Raw genomic sequence first — 16,045 nt, forward strand, 5'->3', positions numbered from 1 at the left:
CTTGGCGTGCTGCGCCTCGGTCGCCTTCTCGCTCGGTCCGGCCACCGCCTGCGCACGGATCTCGTGCAGTTCGGCCACGCGTCCGCGCGCGTCGGCCGGCCCTGGCCTGCTCGGTACGGGGGCAGTCCTCGTCACCATGTCTGGTCCCTCCCCGGGACAGGCCGAAGCGGCCCCCGCCCGGCTCTCGGAAATCTTAACAAACCGAATGCGCGGTTTCTATACGGCGGTCGTAGCGCCGAGCAGGTCACGGCGTCCGTGCCGAACGGCCGGGCGCCGCGCGGCCCGCCGACCGCGCCCAGCGGACACCCGAACGGCTCACGAGTTGCACCCCCGGCCCCGCCAACACCCCCGCGACGTGGGACGACGCCACAGTCGGACCAGTCGGCCCGACCTGGCCCACTCGTCGGCACCCCACGCCAAGCGGCACCTCGATCCACCCCCTCGGCCACCCCTCCCCCGGGGCTGACGACAAGGCTGAACGAGGACGCTCAAGGACAGCTCCGGACCCGCTCGAGAGCCGGCCTCCCGGTCCGTTCCCATCGGACCGCTGGCCGAAAACATGCGGCAGGTGAACCGGCCGCCACTCCCTCCGCCCAACTCGGCTCCGTGAAGCCCCTGTTCACGGAGCCATGACCCCTGCGCGGCCCGCGGAGGGGTACTCAACGAGAACAAGCCGTTCACCGGACTCCCTAGCCGGAATGCTTCGTACCGCTAGAAACTAAACCGGGTGGTATGTATCTTCGCAGACCTGAGCGGCCCTCCACAGCAACGTCACATTCATGCGGCCCACGGGGAGAAGACATGTCCGCGAGCACGTTCCACGTCGCACACCCGGCACCCGGCACCCGAAGCGGCGAGGGCGACGGCACGACGCCGGTGTGCGTCTTCGTCCCGCGCTTCCCGTCCCTGACCACCACCGTGCCGAAGGAACTCGTGCACCGCGCCAGCGTCTGCGAGGTCATGCTCACCGACTGGGCGCGCGTCGACGACGAGCACTTCACCCTCGCCGCCCAGTGGCCGCGCGGACACAGCTTCTTCATGAAGGTGGACGGCTGCCACGACCCGCTGATCGCCGCCGAAACCATCCGTCAGGCCGGTATTCTTCTGGCGCACGCCGAGTTCGGCGTCCCGCTCGGCCACCACTTCCTGGTGAGCGACCTGAGCGTCCACGTCGATCCCGAGCACCTGCGCGTCGAGCGGACCCCCGCCACGCTGGAGCTCCAGGTCACCTGCTCGGAGGTGAAGCGGCGCGGCGACAAACTGCTGGGCTTCCGCATCTCCGTGCAGATCCGCCGCGACGGCCGGCTCGCCGCCACCGGCGGCGGCTCGCTCACCTGCATCACGCCCCGGGTCTACCAGCGGCTGCGCGCCGGCCGCCTGGGTGCGGACGGCATGCCGCAGGTCATCCAGCTCACCGCGCCGGAGGCCCCGCAGGTCGTGGGGCGCACCTCCCCCACGGACGTCGTGCTCTCCCCGATCGGGGAGGCGAACCGCTGGCAGCTGCGCGTGGACACCCGCCACCCCGTGCTGTTCGACCACATGGTCGACCACGTGCCCGGCATGGTGCTGATGGAGGCGGCCCGCCAGGCGGCCACCGCCACCCTGGGCCGCACCGCCCTCCCCCTGGACGTCATCAGCGAGTTCACCCGCTACGTCGAACTGGACGCCCCCTGCACCGTCGAGGCGCAGCACCTGAGCACCTCGCAGGACGGGGAGTCGGTGCTGGTGACCGCCCATCAGGGCGGTGAGCAGGTGTTCCGCTGCACGGTCCGCTTCCCGGCCGCCGACTGAGCGGCCCGGCCGCGCTACTCGCCCGGGTCGCACCGCGCCCTCGCCGGTGCGCCCGGGCGGCTCATCGTTCCGGGTTCGCCCTCCCTCACCCGGGAACGGGGGCGAAGGCCTCCAGGTGGTCGCGGGCCCACGCGCGGAACGTCGTCGCCGGGCGCCCGAGGAGCGCGGCGAGCGCCCCGTCCACCCGGGCCTTGGCACCCGCGCGCTGGCGTTCCGCGCTGGCCAGCAACGCCTCGACCACCGGCCGCGGATAGCGCAGCGCCAGCCCGGCCCGGGCCTGTTGCGGGCTGAGTTCCTCGAACCTGAGCGGCACGCCGAGCAGCCGGCCGAGCTGGCGCGCCTGCTCCACCGGCGCGATGGCCTCGGGGCCGGTGAGCGTGTAGGCGCGCCCCTCGTGCCCCTCCTCGGTGAGGACGCGCACCGCGGCCCCGGCGATGTCCCGGGGATCCACACACGGACTGGCGGACGTCCCGTTCAGCGCGCGTACGACGCCCTCGCCGCGCACCGACGCCGCCCAGGACAGGCAGTTGGACATGAACGCCCGGGGCCGCAGCAGCGTCCACTCCAGACCGCAACCGCGCAGGGCCTCCTCACAGGCCCGCTGCCAGCGAGTGATCAGGTCCTGGGCGCGGTCGTCGAGCACGGCCGCGGCCGAGAGCTTCACCACCCGCTGCACGCCGGCGTCGCGCGCCGCCCGGAGGAAGCGCTCGTCGTGCCGCCCCTCGACCGCGGCGGTGACCAGGAAGGCCGTCCGGACCCCGGCCAGCGCCCGCTCCAGCGAGCGGGTGTCCGTGTAGTCCCCGGCGACCGTCTCGATCCGGCGGCCCGCGGCGGCGACGCGCCCGGGTTCCCTCGCCATGGCCCGCACGTCCGTCCCGGCCGGCAGGCGGCGCAGCAGCTCCCGCCCCACCGTGCCCGTGGCCCCCGTCACCAGGATCACCGCGAGTCCCCCCTCGTCGCGTACGTCCTTGTCGCATCGGTGCACGGCTTTGCGGAGTCTTTCCACCTGGTGTCGTCCAGGGGGCTGCGCGAAGCCGCTTCGGCTGTAATATACATACTGGACGGTTTTTTCTCAGGGGTCTCCGGGCTCATCGAATGGAGGAGGCCGAAGTGGCGAAGCAGGACCGGGCGATCCGGACGCGGCAGACGATCCTGTCGGCGGCGGCGAAGGTCTTCGAGGAACGCGGCTACCAGGCGGCGACGATCAGCGAGATCATCACCATGGCGGGGGTCACGAAGGGGGCGCTGTACTTCCACTTCCCCTCCAAGGAGCACCTGGCCGAAGGGGTGCTGACCGAGCAGGACCAGACCCTGCCCGTCCCCGACCGCCCCTTCAAGGTCCAGCAGCTCGTGGACACGGTGGTGCTGCACGCGCACCGTCTCCAGACCGACCCGATGGTGCGCGCCGGGGTGCGTCTCACCCTCGACCAGCAGGCGCAGGGACTGGACCGCAGCGGCCCCTTCGTGCGCTGGAGCGAGGTGGGCAACGAACTGCTGGAGAAGGCCCAGGCGCAGGGCGAGTTGCTCGACCACGTCAAGCCGGGCGAGACCGCCGACGTCCTGGTGGGGTCCTTCGCCGGCATACAGGCCATGTCCCAGGCGGTGTGCGAGTACCAGGACTTGCCCGGCCGGGTCAGCTCCCTGTTGCGGCACGTCCTGCCCAGCGCGGTGATCCCCTCCGTGCTGGCCTCCGTGGACATCACCGAGGACCGCGGCGCCCGGGTGCACGCGGAGCTGCTGGCCCGCGCCGCCCGGCAGGAGAGCGCAGCCGTCGGCTGACGGCCGGGGCCGGCCCGTCGGCCCCCGGTCCGCGCTCCGCGGCTCGCCCGTCCGGCCCGGCGGCCGCAGCCCGGGGGCGATGCGGCGCGCCACCGCCCGCCCCCGGCCCCGGTGCGTCGGCGCGGAGAGCGTATGGCTCGGCACCCGGCGGTGCCCTTCAGCCGAGGGCCGGGGCGAGCGCACCGGTCCCCGCCGCGCGTCCTGCCGTCCCCGTGGCGATGCCGAAGTAGGCGGTCAGGGCGGACCGCAGGGCGCCACCGCCCGCCGCCCAGGCGATGTAACCGTCGGGCCGCACCAGGAGCGCCTCGCAGGGAAGCCCCGGAGCCGGCTCCGCGTGCACCACGCGCAGCATCCCGGCCCATCCGCGCGCCTGCCCGGCGTAGGTGTCACCGGCAGCGCCCAGGAGCAGCAGCAGCGGCCGGCCCGCGATCAGCAGGTCGATCACATCCGTCCGCCCCTGCCGGGTGGTCAGGCCCACGTTGTGCAGGAACCTTCCTTCCCACGGTGAGGCATCCCGGGCCCGCGCGGGCAGCACGGTGTCCTGGGCACTGACCATCGACGCCAGCGCGCCGCCCGCCCCCTGCCCGCCCAGGAGCTCGCCGAACAGGGCCCGCAGCGGGTCGAGTTCGGCAGCGGGACGCATCAGGGCGAGCTGCGCGCGCGTGTGGTCGATGACCCGCTGGGCGGCGGGCCGGCGCTCCCGGTCGTAGCTGTCCAGCAGCCCCTCGCCGGCCTTGCCGCGCACCGTCAGCGCCAGCTTCCAGCCGAGGTCGACCGCGTCCAGCAGGCCGGTGCTCAGCCCTTGCCCGCCGATCGGGAAATGCACGTGCGCCGCGTCGCCCGCCAGCAGGATCCGTCCCTTGCGGTAGGAGCGGGACAGCCGCGCGAAGTCGCTGAACCTGCTCAGCCACTTCGGCGCCCGCATCGGCACGTCCCGCGCGACGATCCGGGACACCTCGCCGCGCAACTCCTGCAGCGTCGGCGGCCGGTGCCGCTCGTCGTGGGCACCGGCGCAGTCCAGGGTCCGCAGCCGGGTCCCGCCGTCCGGGAGGTGCTTGGCGACGATCCAGCCGCGCCGGGTGCGCCGCCACCCCTCCTCCAGTTGTCCGGGCTCCTCCAGCAGGACGTCACCCGCCAGCGCGGACACCGTCGCCGGATACGTCCGGCAGGCGAATCCGGCCTGCTCGCGGACGACGCTGCGTGCCCCGTCCGCTCCGACCAGGTACTCCGCCGTGCACGTCACCGCGCCGTCCGGGCCGTCGGCCGTCACGCGCACGCCGTCCGGGCCCTGCCGCAGCCCGGTCACCCGGTGCCCGCGCAGGATGAGGGCCCCCGCGGCCCGCGCCCGTTCCTCGAAGTGGTGCTCCAGCTCCTGCTGCGTCCGCTTCAGCACGGGCTCCGGCTCGGCCGCCGGTGCCGAGATGCCCAGCCCCGCCATCCCCGCGAAGTGGAAGGCGCTCGTCGCCGGCTCCGCGCCGTCGTCGGAGTGCGAGAGCCCTTCCAGGTAGCCGCGCCGGACGAGGCACTGGACCGTCCGGGCGTGCAGGGTCGTGGCCCTGGGCCGCCCGGACACCGCGGTGCCGGCCTCCACGACCACGGTGGACACCCCGTAGCCCGCCAGTTCGCACGCCAGCACCATCCCCACCGGCCCGCCGCCGGCGATCACCACCTGCGCCTGTATGCAGTCCGCCATGTCCAGATCTCCCCCTGTCGTCGACGGAACCCGAACGCGAAGCGACCACCCCGGGGCCCCGGCCCAGGGGTGAACGTCCATCCCGCTCAGTCGCACGAGCACCGCGAAATATACCGGTCGGCCGGTTCTTTGTAACGCCTACGGACCACGGAACTACGCAGAGATGCGAAGCGCCGGACGTCCGACCGACGCGGCGTCCGGCGAAGGTCCGCAGGTAGGGGCGGGCATAACACCGCGTTATCGCCAAGTGCTGCTACCGCCGTTCAACGATCCTCCGTGATTCTGGGCCACGTCCACGACGAACCGGTGCCCCACGAGGGCGAGTTCGTCATGGCGGCCCCCCGAGTGGGGGCCGACGACCCCCACACCCGCACGCCCACCCGGCGTGTCCACTGAATCGAGGAACCTTGCGCATATCAAGGCTCATGCCCGCCTTCGCCGCCGCAGCGGTCAGCGTCCTCGCCCTCCTCTCCCCGAACGCCGCCGCGGCACAGGCCCCGGTGCCTCCGGTCACCAAGGCCCCGCAGCCCATCATCGGTGGCTCCTACGCCAGCAGCGGCCCCTGGGCCGCGCGGCTGTTCTCGAACGGCAGGGAGACCTGTTCGGCGACGATCATCGCCCCGACGTGGATCCTCACCGCCAAGCACTGTGTCACCGGCGGCGGGCTGTCGTTCCGCATCGGCAGCCTGGACCAGCACAGCGGCGGCACCGTGGCCAACGGCGTCCAGACCTACACCCACAGTGCGGACCTGGCGCTCGTCCGCCTCGACCGTTCCGTGTCGGCTACCTACGCACGGCTGGGCCAGCCCGGCACCGTGCGGGTGGGCCAGAGCGTGCAGGTCTACGGCTGGGGCGCCACCTCCCAGTGCGGCTCCGAGGCCACCTGCCAGTCGCGCTACCTCAAGGTCGCCAACGTCACGGTCACCGGCGGCTGCTCGGACGCCTACGGCGGTTCCGCCATCTGCGCCCGACGGGGCGACGGCATCACCGCCGGCGGCGACTCGGGCGGCCCGATGATGGCGAACGGGGTCCAGGTCGGGGTGGCCTCCACCAGCGACCGCCAGACGACCACCGCCTACACCAACGTGACGGCGTACCGCTCCTGGATCCAGTCGGTCGCGGGCGTCTGAGCCGTACCGCCCCGCCTGTCTGCACATCGGGTCCCGCATCACGTCGTGGTGCGGGACCCGTCCTCGTTACCGGGCGGGGGGCGGTTATATTCGAGCCCGCATTCGACATCCGACCTACAGGGCTGGCGTGCACACAGCAGAGGAACGTACCGAGGACGCTGAAGCGGTCACCGAGGCGGCCGAGGGCAAGGCCCTGGAGGAGCGGCTCTGGTCGGGGTTGCTCGTGCTGCTGGGAGCGGTCGTCCTGCTCAACGTGGTGCTCCTCGTGGGCCGTGGCCGGCTGGATGCGCCGGCCGTGCAGGCCTGGCGCACGGTCGCCCTCGCCGTCACCGTGCAGGCGATGCCCTTCCTGCTGCTGGGGACGGCCCTGTCCGGCGCCATCAACGCCTTCGTGCCGGCCCGGGCGTTCAGCCGCCTGCTGCCGAAGCGGCCCGCGCTCGCCGTGCCGGTCGCCGCGAGCGCCGGCGTGGTGCTGCCCGGCTGCGAGTGCGCCTCGGTGCCGGTCGCGAACAGTCTGATCGGCCGGGGTGTCACCCCGGCCGCCGCGTTCGCGTTTCTGCTCTCGGCCCCCGCCGTCAATCCGGTGGTGCTCACCGCCACGGCGATCGCCTTCCCCGGCAACCCCGCCATGGTGCTGGCCCGGCTGCTCGCCTCGCTCGCGACCGCCGCCGCCATGGGCTGGCTGTGGCTGCGGTTCGGCCGGGACTCGTGGCTGCGGCCCCGCGTGCGGCACACCGGGCACCAGCCGGGGCACAGCCGCTGGACGGAGTTCCGCCACGGCTTCCAGCACGACTTCCTGCACGCCGGCGGCTTCCTGGTGCTGGGGGCGATGGCGGCGGCCACCTTCAACGTGACGGTCCCGCGCTCGGTACTCGAGGCGTTCTCCGGGTCCCCCTGGCTGTCCGTGCTCTTCCTGGCCGGGCTCGCGGTCGTGCTGTCGGTGTGCTCCGAGGCCGACGCGTTCGTCGCGGCGTCGCTCACCGGCTTCTCCCCCGTCGCCCGCCTGGCGTTCATGGTGGTCGGGCCCATGGTGGACCTGAAGCTCTTCGCGTTGCAGGCGGGTACGTTCGGCCGGGCCTTCGCCATCCGCTTCTGCGCGGTCACCACGGTGGTGGCGCTCGCGAGCAGCGTCCTGATCGGAGCGGTGCTGCTGTGAGACGTCTCTTCCAGGTGCTGCTGCTCGTCCTGAGCGGCCTCGGCCTGCTGCACGCCTCGCTCCTCACCGACCTCTACCTCAGATACGTCAAGGAGGGGATGCGGCCGTTCCTGATCGCCTCCGGCTGCCTGCTCCTCCTGCTGGGAGCGGCGGAAGCGGTGTCGTACCCGAGGCGGCGCAGGGACGCCGGGGCGGGCGGGGAGCCCACGGAGGCCGGCGGTCACGACCACTCCGGCGTGCCCCGTGTCGCCTGGCTGCTGCTCCTCCCGGCACTGAGCCTGCTCTTTCACGCCCCACCGGCCCTCGGCGCGTACACCGCCGCCCGGGAGTCCCCGCGGGCGGTGCAGGAGCGGAACGACTTCGATCCCCTGCCCGCGGCCTCGCCGGTCCCCCTGACCCTCACGGAGTTCACCAGCCGTGTGCAGCAGGACCGCGCTCAGGGCATCAAGGGGCGCACAGTCCGGATGACGGGGTTCGTCACCCCGGCCGGCAAAGGCGGTGACTGGTACCTGACCCGGCTCGTCCTCAACTGCTGTGCCGCGGACGCCCAGACCGTGAAGGTGCGCATCCACGGGGCTCCGGAGCTGCCCGCCGACACGTGGGTGAACGTCACGGGGACCTGGCACCCCGGCGGAACCCTGGGCACGAAGTCAGCCCCGGTCGCGCTGGACGCCCACGCCGTCCGGAGAGTCCCCCGGCCCGCCAACGCCTACACCGACGCACTGCCGCTGCCGGCCACCAGGTGACCCGCCTCCGGCGAACGGGCTAGAGATCGCGACCGCATCCGGATCGGCGGGTATGACGGAAGGGGTTCGAGGGCGCCGTCGGCGGGGCGGCGCGGTGACGGAACGAGGACGTATGAGCGAGGTCCCCGGATCGGGACGGTTCGAGGGGGCGGCCGGCCCGCCCCTGGCAGGGCGGGTCGCCGTCGTGACCGGAGCGGCCCGAGGCGTGGGCGAGGCCCTCGCGCGGCGTCTGTCGGACGCCGGGATGCGGGTCGCGCTGATAGGGCGCGAGGAGGCCACCCTCCGCCGGGCGGCCGACGCTCTGCCCGGCCGGAGCCTGTGCGTCGAGACCGACGTCACCGACCGGGACGCCCTCGATCACGCCGCCCGCGAGGTCCGCGACCGGCTGGGGCCGGCGAGCGTCGTGGTGGCCAACGCGGGCATCGCCACCGGCGGGCCCTTCCTGCACACACCGGCCGACCTGTGGCAGCGGGTCATCGACGTCAATCTCACCGGATCGGCGAACACGGCCCGCGCCTTCCTCCCCCAACTGATGGAGACGCGCGGCTACTTCCTCCAGATCGCGTCCACCGCCGCCTTCGGCTCGTCCCCGTTGATGAGCGCCTACTGCGCCTCCAAGGCCGGGGTGGAGTCGTTCGCCCTGGCGCTGCGCGGCGAGGTGGAGCCGGACGGGGTCGGGGTCGGCATCGCCTACCTGCACTGGACCGGCACCGACATGATCCACGGCATCGACGATCATCCCGTGCTGCAGGCGTTGCGCCGCAACCAGCCCCGCTTCGCGCGCAAGGTGCACAGCACCGCCGAGGTCTCCCGGTGGCTGACCTCCGGCATCACCCGGCGCGCCCGCCACGTCTACGCACCCCCGTGGCTGCGCTGGTGCCAGCCCCTGCGGCCGGCCTTCCCTGCCCTTGTCTCCCTCCTGGCCCGCCAGGAACTGCGCCGGCAGCCCCCGAGCCGGCTCGCCGGACAGACCGGAGTCCTGGGCGCGGGCGGCCGGGCCGACGTCGACGCCTACCGGTCGGCCACCCGCCCCTCTCCGCCCGAGCGACCCTGACCGGCCGGGACACCGTCGAATGCCCCGGCCGGGCGGGGCCCCGCGCCGGGGCGGCCACCGGCCGGACCAGACGGCCGCCCCGTGCCCGCCGCGCCCCGGTGGAGGCGGCGCGGCGGGCGTCGGTCGGCGGTGACTACTGGACGATCTTGAGCAGCTTGTTCGGGGTGCCCTGCGAGGGGTTGGAGATCTTGTCGGGGACGGCGCCGTCGGTGAGCGCCTTGGCGACCTGGTCCGGCGTGGCGTCCTGGTGGCCCGCCAGGTAGACGGCGGCGGCGCCCACCACGTGCGGTGTGGCCATGGACGTACCCGAGATGGTCTTGGTGCCCTCGTCGCTGTCGTTCCACGCGGAGGTGATGTCCGAGCCGGGGGCGTAGAGGTCCACGGCCGAGCCGAAGTTGGAGAAGTCGGACTGCTTGTCGTCCTTGGTGGAGGAGGCCACCGTGATGGCTTCCGCGACACGGGCCGGGGATCCCTGGCCGGCGTCGGAGGACTCGTTGCCGGCGGCGACGCCGAAGGTGACACCGGCCGCGATGGCCTTCTTGACCGCTTCGTCGAGGGCCGGGTCCGCGCCACCGCCGAGGCTCATGTTCGCCACGGACGGGCCCCGGTGGTTCTTGGCGACCCAGTCGATACCTGCGATGACCTGCTCGGTCGTCCCGGAACCGTTGTCGTCGAGCACCCGGACGGCGACGATCTCGGCCTTCTTGGCGACGCCGTGGGCCGTGCCGGCGATGGTGCCGGCGACGTGGGTGCCGTGCCCGTTGCCGTCATCGGCGTCGTTGTCGTTGTCCACGGCGTCGTAGCCCGAAGTGGCCCGTCCCGCGAGGTCCTTGTGTGTGATGCGCACGCCGGTGTCGATGACGTACGCGGTCACGCCCGCACCCGCGCCGTCGGGGTAGGTGTACTTGCTGTCCCCGGCCGTGTCCGCCTGGTCCAGGCGGTCGAGGCCCCAGGAGGGCGGGTTGTCCTGGGTGGCGTCGATGCTGAACTTCTTGACCTGTACGACCTTGGCGACCGCGGGGTCGGCGGCGAGGCGCTCGGCCTCGGCCGTCGAGAGGCCGCCGGCCGAGAAGCCGTCGACGGCGGTCGTGTACGTGCGCCGCAGTGTGCCGCCGTACTCCTCGGCGAGCGAGGACTTGTCCGCCTTTTCGTCCAGCGTGACGATGAAGGTGCCGGGCACGGCACCCTTGGCGCCGAGACCGTACACGGTGCCCTCGGCGGGAGTGTGTTCGGGTGCCGACTGGGCGTGTGCCGTGCCGAGGGTCGTCAGGGTGGTGACGACGGCCGTGGCGGTGAGGAGCTGCATTCTGCGTGTGAATGCGCGAGATGCCATGTGAGGGTTCTCCTCGTCAGGGGGTGTGGGGGGTGTGGGAGTTCGGACCGCACCTGTATCCGGCCCGCCTCGAACCTGACTGATTGATGTGCGCAGATCAAGGCTTTACGGCCGATCAGTGCCGTCACAGCAGGTCAGCGGGGCGTGAATCGGCCACCCGTGGCGCACACCCGTTCCTCACACACCCGCCCCGCATGCGGGCGTCGTGTCGAGAATGTGTGCCCATGTGTCCCGTGCCGACGTGACCGCACGAAATCCGGGTAGACACCGCCGATTTCCCAGCAAGCGATTGCCGTACGGCAGCCGCGGCGAACCGGGAATTGGTGCAGACCGCACGGCGCGGAAAGAACCAGGCCGATTCAAAACCCCTTCCAGAACGCGGCGTTGATGAATCCGGATTCATCAGTTGTGCGTTGTAGCAGGTGAATGAGGGCGTGCGACGGCTGCTCTCAGGCAGAGCCCGCACGCCACCGCTGTCCGGGGCCCCGTCCTGCCCGCTCCAGCGACAGCCCGGCCCCTGACCCGCCGTCGGGGGTGACGGCCGTGTCGAAGGCGATGGCGGGGCGGATCAGGCCGCTGCCGTCCACGACGAACACGAGGTTGCGGCCGTTGCGGCCCTCCACCGAGTCGCAGGTCCAGATGCCGACGCCGCGGTAGGTGTCTCCACGGCTGTCCAGGCAGTAGCCGGGGTCGGCGGCCGATTGCAGCACCCCGCGGTCCGCGTCGACGCGCCAGCGCTGGGTGCGTGCGGCGGAGCAGGGGGCCGTGACCACGTCGGTGCCGTTGCCGAAGCCACCGCCGACGTCCAGGCACAACCCCGACGCCACGTTCACGACTTGGGCGAAGGTGCCGGAGGGCGGGTGCGTGGAGGGGGCCTCCGGTCGCGGACTCGGCTTCCTCGTCGGCGACTTGCGCGGCGTCGGGGACGCCGACCTGCGCGCCGGAGAGGGAGAGGAAGAGGGCGAGCGCGAGGTCGAGGGGGAAGGCGAGGACGCCGACGGCGTCGCCGACACGGTGGTCGTCACCGTCACCGCCACCGGGGGCGCGTCCGTCCGAGCCCGCGCCGAACTCACCGGGTCCTGTGCCGGAGATCCGTCCTGCACCATGAGGAACGCCACCACGCACAGCGTGGCCGTCCCGATCGCCGCGGAGACCAGTGCGGTGCGCCGGCGGTCCGGAGTCACGGCTCCTCCGTGCTGCTCCACACCGGAGTTCGCTCCCGTGGCCGCTCCCCCGGCCTGGCTCCGTCCCGTGACGGCGTCCGGTGCCGCCCGCCGGCCGGTCGTGTACGCCGCCCCGCCCCACGGCAGCAGTCCTTCCGCCAGGGCCGCGCGCGGTGCGTCGCACAGGGTGGACAGTTCTTCGTGGGCCGTCGTGCAGTGGGGACAGCGCGTCATGTGCGCATGCAGGTCCGCGCTGGCGCGAGGGCGGTCCGGGCGCACGGACTCCTCGATGAGGCGGCCGAAGTCGGGGCAGTCCGGGTCGTCGGAGGCGGCCAGACGCGCCCGCAGGCAGACTTGGGCCAGCCGGCGCAGTGCGCGGTCCGTGCCGTGGGCGACGTCCTCGCGGGTCAGGCCGAGCAACACGGCGGTGACGCCCGGCTGTTCCCGCTCCACGAGCCCGTACCAGATCAGGCCCTGGTCCCGGGCCGGCAGGGACTGGAAGGCGGCGAGCATCGGGGGCACGGGGCCGGAGCCGCCGACCGCGTTCAGGAGGAGCAGCAGGCCCGCGTCGAGACCGGCCGCCCGCGCGTCCTCCGCCCAGCTCCCGGCCGTACCGGTGACCAGGAGGAGGAGTCGGTGGCGCCAGGGCAGCCCGGGGTCGATGCCGCGGGCGACCTGACGGGCCGCCAGCGTAAAGGCCTGTGCGGCCAGTTGCCGGGCCGTGGACTCGTTGGGGGTGCACAGCCGGGCGTAGGCGAGCACAGGGTGATGATGGCGGGCGCGCAGTTCGCGCAGCGCCGGATACGCCGTCGCCGTGTCGGCGCGCAGCAGCTCGGTCAGCCGCGCGTCGGGCACACCCCCGAGCGTCCCCTGACCGGGCTCGGCAGCGCCACCCGTTTCGTCGTCGGCCCCAGCCATCGCGCAGCCTCCCGGCACCCTTGCGAACCGCGCGGAGAACGGACCTACCGGCGGGTATGACGGCTCATAGTGGAGGAAGAGCGGTCGCGGGAAAAGAGTTTCCGTGGGTAACGCGGTGGCCGCCGGTGCGGGTGGGAGGCCCCCCTCTCGGCCTTCCGTCACAACTCGGGCACCGGTAACGGTTTTCCGGCGCGGGGAGGCGACCGCCGCGCCGCGGGCCACGCCCGCTCGATCCACTTTGTCCTGATCATGGAAAAAGTGTCGCGAGTGGATGCGAAAGGGGTTACGCCTTCGATCCGGGGCCGCTACCTTCCCTTGCGACCGGTCATGCGCATGCAATGGCTCGACGGCGCGACGGCGCGCGCCTGTGCTCCCCACGGCAGTCCTGACATCGGCCTGCCGTCACCCCACCCCACGGGAGACGTCTGTGCGCTCAAAAGTGGTCAGACCCGGACTCGTCCGTTCGCTCGTGACGGCCTTGGCGTGTGCCGTCGGCTGCCTCGTCCCCGGTGCGGCGGTCGCCGCCCCCGAAGGGCCCGGAGCGGCACCCCGCGCTGCGACAGAGGAGTTCCAACAGGTCACGCTCGCCAAGGGTGTGGCCGAGACGGGCGAGCCGATGACGCTCGCCGTCCTGCCGGACCGCTCGGTGCTGCACACCTCCAGGGACGGCACCGTCCGGCTCACGGACGCGGCCGGCACCACGAGAGTGGCCGGCAAGCTGGAGGTGTACAGCCATGACGAGGAGGGCCTCCAAGGCGTCGCGGTGGACCCGGGCTTCGCGTCCAACCGGTTCGTCTACCTCTACTACGCGCCGAAGCTGAGCACCCCGGGCGGGGACGCCCCCTCCGACGGGTCGGCGGCGGACTTCGCACCTTTCGACGGCGTCAACCGGCTGTCGCGGTTCGTGCTCGGCAGCAGCGGCACCCTCGACCTGGCGAGCGAGAAGAAGATCCTCGACGTCCCCGCGTCCCGGGGCATCTGCTGCCATGTCGGCGGGGACATCGACTTCGACGCACAGGGCAACCTCTACCTGTCGACGGGCGACGACACCAACCCCTTCGCCTCGGACGGCTTCACGCCGATCGACGAGCGCGCCTCTCGCAATCCCGCCTACGACGCCCAGCGTTCGGCGGGAAACACCAACGACCTGCGGGGCAAGGTGCTGCGCATCAAGGTCGCCGCCGACGGGTCCTACACCGTGCCGCCGGGCAACCTCTTCCCCGCCGGCACGGCCAGGACGCGGCCCGAGATCTACGCGATGGGGTTCCGCAACCCTTTCCGGATGAGCGTCGACAAGGCGACCGGAGTGGTCCACCTTGGTGACTACGGACCCGACTCGGGTACCGCCAGCGCCTCCCGCGGCCCGGCCGGGCAGGTCGAGTTCAACCGCATCACGAAGGCGGGCAACTACGGCTGGCCGTACTGCACCGGCAGGAACGACGCCTATGTGGACCACGACTTCGCGAGCGGCAGCGCGGGCGCCAGGTTCGACTGCGCCGCGCCGAAGAACACCTCGCCGCGCAACACCGGGCTCACCGACCTGCCGCCCGCCCAGCCCGCCTGGATCCCCTACGACGGCGGCTCCGTACCGGAGTTCGGCACCGGCTCCGAATCGCCCATGGGCGGCCCCGTCTACCGTTACGACGCCGCCTCCACCTCCCCGGTCAAGTTCCCCCAGGAGTACGACGGCGACTTCCTCGCCGGTGAGTTCGGCCGCCGCTGGATCAAGCGGATCGAGACCGGCGGCGACGGCACCGTGCAGTCCGTCAACGCCTTCCCCTGGACCGGCACCCAGGTGATGGACATGGCCTTCGGACCGGACGGCGCCCTGTACGTCCTCGACTACGGCACCGGCTACTTCAACGGTGACGCGAACTCCGCGCTCTACCGCATCGAGCACGTCACCGACGGCCACGCCCCGGTGGCCCAGGCCAAGGCCGGCGTCACCTCCGGCAAGGCCCCTCTGACGGTCTCGTTCTCCTCCGCCGGGAGTTCCGACGCCGACGGTGACGCCCTGAGTCACGCGTGGACCTTCGGCGACGGCGCCACCTCCACCACGGCCGACCCCACGCACACGTACACCGCGAACGGCCGGTACACGGCCACACTGAAGGTGACGGACACGACCGGCAAGTCCGCGACCGCGTCGGTGCAGATCACCGTGGGCAACACCGCCCCGACCGTCCGGCTCGACCTACCCGCCGACGGCAGCATCTACGACTTCGGCGCCGCGATCCCCTTCAAGGTGACGGTCACCGATCCCGAGGACGGCGCGATCGACTGCACCAAGGTCAAGGTGACGTTCATCGTCGGTCACGACAGTCACGGCCACCCTCAGACCTCGGCGACCGGCTGCTCGGGCACGCTGCGGACCCTCGCGGACGGCGAGCACGATCCCAACGCCAACATCTTCGGTGTCGTCGACGCCGAGTACACGGACAAGGGCGCGAACGGCCAGCCCGCGCTGACCACCCACGACCAGCACGTCACCCAGCCCAGCCACCGGCAGGCCGAACACTACGGCGACTCCTCGGGCGTGCAGGTGGTCAGTCACACCCCGGCGCACGGGGGCAGGGCGGTCGGCCACATCGACAACGGCGACTGGATCTCCTTCGAGCCCTACGCCCTCGCCGGCGCCACGCGGTTCACCGCCCGTGTCTCGTCGGCCGGCTCCGGCGGCACCATCGAGGTCCGCGCCGGGTCCCCCACCGGCACCCTGCTCGGCACGGCGAGCGTGCCGGTGACCGGCGGGTGGGAGACGTTCCAGGACGTGACCGCCGCACTGACCGGCCAGCCCGCCGGGACCACCGAGCTCCACCTCGTCTTCAAAGGCGGCGCCGGTTCGCTGTTCGACGTCGACGAGTTCGCCTTCACCACCGCCGGCTCCGACCGCGCGGGCGAGGTGAAGGGTGTGGGCGGCAAGTGCCTCGACATCGACAACGCCCAGAGCGCCGACGGGACCAAGGTGCAACTGTGGACCTGCAACACCAGCACCGCCCAGCGCTGGACCCTGCCCGGCGACGGCACCCTGCGCGCCCTCGGCAAGTGCCTGGACATCTCCGGAGCAGCCACCGCCGACGGCACCAGGATCCAGCTGTGGACCTGCAACGGCACCGGCGCCCAGCAATGGACCCCCCACACCGACGGCACCCTGCGCAACCCCCCGTCCGGCAAATGCCTCGACGCCTCCGGCGGCACCTGGAACGACGGCACACCCGTCCACCTGTGGACCTGCCACACCGGCCCCAACCAGAAGTGGACCCTTCCGTAGAAAGGAGGCGA

General features: G+C 72.5%; 11 protein-coding genes. 7 read left to right on the forward strand and 4 right to left on the reverse strand.

The features are described 5' to 3' along the window. Positions 1 to 801: 801 nt before the first annotated feature. On the forward strand, positions 802 to 1,791 hold the full coding sequence (locus ACZ6ZN_RS00005) for a ScbA/BarX family gamma-butyrolactone biosynthesis protein (RefSeq protein WP_469641837.1): 990 nt from the start codon (positions 802 to 804) through the stop codon (positions 1,789 to 1,791). 85 nt (positions 1,792 to 1,876) lie between these two features. On the opposite strand, the gene ACZ6ZN_RS00010 is transcribed toward ACZ6ZN_RS00005, so the two are convergent. After that, positions 1,877 to 2,731: an NAD(P)H-binding protein gene (locus ACZ6ZN_RS00010; RefSeq protein ID WP_469643872.1), complete on the reverse strand. Its 855-nt coding sequence runs from the start codon at positions 2,729 to 2,731 to the stop codon at positions 1,877 to 1,879. 170 nt (positions 2,732 to 2,901) lie between these two features. On the opposite strand from ACZ6ZN_RS00010, the gene ACZ6ZN_RS00015 reads away from it, so the two are divergent. After that, positions 2,902 to 3,570, forward strand: a complete 669-nt coding sequence (locus ACZ6ZN_RS00015; protein WP_451880361.1) for a ScbR family autoregulator-binding transcription factor — start codon at positions 2,902 to 2,904, stop codon at positions 3,568 to 3,570. A gap of 157 nt (positions 3,571 to 3,727) precedes the next feature. Here ACZ6ZN_RS00015 and ACZ6ZN_RS00020 read toward each other — a convergent pair whose 3' ends face one another. Further along, positions 3,728 to 5,263: an FAD-dependent monooxygenase gene (locus ACZ6ZN_RS00020; RefSeq protein ID WP_398107180.1), complete on the reverse strand. Its 1,536-nt coding sequence runs from the start codon at positions 5,261 to 5,263 to the stop codon at positions 3,728 to 3,730. A 425-nt stretch (positions 5,264 to 5,688) separates the two neighbouring features. On the opposite strand from ACZ6ZN_RS00020, the gene ACZ6ZN_RS00025 reads away from it, so the two are divergent. The 4 genes from ACZ6ZN_RS00025 (at position 5,689) to ACZ6ZN_RS00040 (ending at position 9,349) form a co-directional block, all read left to right on the forward strand. Next, the gene (locus ACZ6ZN_RS00025; protein WP_451878988.1) at positions 5,689 to 6,393 is read left to right on the forward strand and encodes a S1 family peptidase; all 705 of its coding nucleotides are present in this window, start codon (positions 5,689 to 5,691) and stop codon (positions 6,391 to 6,393) included. Positions 6,394 to 6,586: 193 nt separating this feature from the next. Then, complete coding sequence (locus ACZ6ZN_RS00030) at positions 6,587 to 7,549, forward strand: permease (RefSeq protein WP_469643875.1); 963 nt, start codon at positions 6,587 to 6,589, stop codon at positions 7,547 to 7,549. Next, on the forward strand, positions 7,546 to 8,295 hold the full coding sequence (locus ACZ6ZN_RS00035) for a TIGR03943 family putative permease subunit (RefSeq protein ID WP_469641842.1): 750 nt from the start codon (positions 7,546 to 7,548) through the stop codon (positions 8,293 to 8,295). The genes ACZ6ZN_RS00030 and ACZ6ZN_RS00035 overlap by 4 nt, the downstream gene beginning before the upstream one ends. A gap of 112 nt (positions 8,296 to 8,407) precedes the next feature. Then, positions 8,408 to 9,349 carry an SDR family oxidoreductase gene (locus tag ACZ6ZN_RS00040; RefSeq protein ID WP_451878990.1) on the forward strand — a complete coding sequence of 314 codons (942 nt, stop codon included), beginning with the start codon at positions 8,408 to 8,410 and terminating at the stop codon, positions 9,347 to 9,349. A 133-nt stretch (positions 9,350 to 9,482) separates the two neighbouring features. Here the strand turns inward: ACZ6ZN_RS00040 and ACZ6ZN_RS00045 are convergent, their stop codons facing one another. Continuing rightward, positions 9,483 to 10,682 (reverse strand): S8 family peptidase, encoded by a 1,200-nt coding sequence (locus ACZ6ZN_RS00045; protein ID WP_469641845.1) that lies wholly within the window; start codon positions 10,680 to 10,682, stop codon positions 9,483 to 9,485. A 449-nt stretch (positions 10,683 to 11,131) separates the two neighbouring features. Beyond that, positions 11,132 to 12,763, reverse strand: a complete 1,632-nt coding sequence (locus ACZ6ZN_RS00050; protein ID WP_469641847.1) for a ricin-type beta-trefoil lectin domain protein — start codon at positions 12,761 to 12,763, stop codon at positions 11,132 to 11,134. Between the two features lie 439 nt (positions 12,764 to 13,202). Between ACZ6ZN_RS00050 and ACZ6ZN_RS00055 the strand changes: the two genes are divergently transcribed. After that, positions 13,203 to 16,034 carry a PQQ-dependent sugar dehydrogenase gene (locus ACZ6ZN_RS00055; RefSeq protein ID WP_469643877.1) on the forward strand — a complete coding sequence of 944 codons (2,832 nt, stop codon included), beginning with the start codon at positions 13,203 to 13,205 and terminating at the stop codon, positions 16,032 to 16,034. Positions 16,035 to 16,045: the final 11 nt, after the last annotated feature.

The organism is Streptomyces sp. NPDC053665, from assembly GCF_055585285.1.

Coding starts and splice junctions, on each gene's coding strand:
- ACZ6ZN_RS00050 (WP_469641847.1), bottom strand. CDS start 12,763: ATGGCTGGGGCCGACGACGAAACGGGTGGCGCTGCCGAGCCCGGTCAG.
- ACZ6ZN_RS00025 (WP_451878988.1), top strand. CDS start 5,689: ATGCCCGCCTTCGCCGCCGCAGCGGTCAGCGTCCTCGCCCTCCTCTCC.
- ACZ6ZN_RS00045 (WP_469641845.1), bottom strand. CDS start 10,682: ATGGCATCTCGCGCATTCACACGCAGAATGCAGCTCCTCACCGCCACG.
- ACZ6ZN_RS00040 (WP_451878990.1), top strand. CDS start 8,408: ATGAGCGAGGTCCCCGGATCGGGACGGTTCGAGGGGGCGGCCGGCCCG.
- ACZ6ZN_RS00005 (WP_469641837.1), top strand. CDS start 802: ATGTCCGCGAGCACGTTCCACGTCGCACACCCGGCACCCGGCACCCGA.
- ACZ6ZN_RS00020 (WP_398107180.1), bottom strand. CDS start 5,263: ATGGCGGACTGCATACAGGCGCAGGTGGTGATCGCCGGCGGCGGGCCG.